The sequence below is a fragment of the Pseudarthrobacter sp. 05T312 genome (assembly GCF_056396685.1).
On the sequence record NZ_JBFTLY010000041.1, the window covers coordinates 1 to 1,024 of the forward strand.

Here is a 1,024-nt window from a genome sequence, read left to right on the forward strand (position 1 = left end):
AAGAAGACCTCCAAGTGGAGTGGGGCTTGTCTAAGAGTCCGATCCACAAGGAGGTCTTCAATGTCCCATGCTAACGCGCTTCTGACGCCGAAGGGACGGCTCCGGCTGGCCCGGTGCATCGTCGATGACGGGTGGCCGCTGCGCCGTGCTGCTGAGCGGTTCCAGGTGTCGGTGACGACCGCAGCGCGGTGGGCGGCCCGTTACCGGGAGCACGGTGAGCACGGGATGGGTGATCGTTCCAGCCGGCCCATCAACTCCCCGCGACGGACCTCCATGCGGCGGGAGCGGCGGATCGTCGCGATCAGGGTCAACCGCCGCTGGGGCCCGGCACGGATCGGCTATCTGCTGGGCATCCACCCCTCCACGGTGCACCGGGTCCTGTCCCGATTCGGGCTGGCGAGGCTGTCGTGGCTGGACCGGGCCACGGGCCGGGTGATCCGCCGCTACGAGCACCACAGACCCGGGGACCTGGTCCACGTCGACATTAAGAAACTTGGACGGATCCCCGACGGCGGGGGCCACCGCAGTGTCGGCAGGGCCGCCGGAAACCGGAACAAGACCGGCACCGCGGCGAACAGGAGACCGGGCCACGCTTTCTTGCACAACGCCGTCGATGACCACTCCCGGCTCGCCTACACGGAGATCCTGACCGATGAGAAAAAGGACACCGCGGCCGGATTCTGGGAACGTGCCAACGCCTACTTCGAGTCCCACGGGATCACGGTCAAACGGGTCCTGACCGATAACGGTTCCTGCTACCGCTCCTACGCGTTCAAAGACGCCTTGGGCCCGGACATCAAGCACAAACGCACCCGTCCCTACAGGCCTCAGACCAACGGCAAAGTCGAGCGCTACAACCGCACCCTGCTCGACGAATGGGCCTACGCCCGTCCTTACAGATCAGAGGCCGAGCGTGTTGCCGCTTTCGCTGGCTGGCTCCATCACTACAATCATCATCGAGGTCACACCTCACTCAAAGGTCAGCCACCGGCCAGCCGCGTCACCAACCTCTCAGGTCAATACA

The 1,024-nt window shown here is 64.9% G+C and carries 1 protein-coding gene; it reads left to right on the forward strand.

Features of this window, described 5'->3' with window-relative positions; all coding sequences use genetic code 11:
• Window positions 1-60 precede the first annotated feature (60 nt).
• Window positions 61-1,024 (forward strand): IS481 family transposase (locus tag AC1DIP_RS22195; protein ID WP_477735115.1); only part of this gene is annotated, 964 nt, incomplete at its 3' end.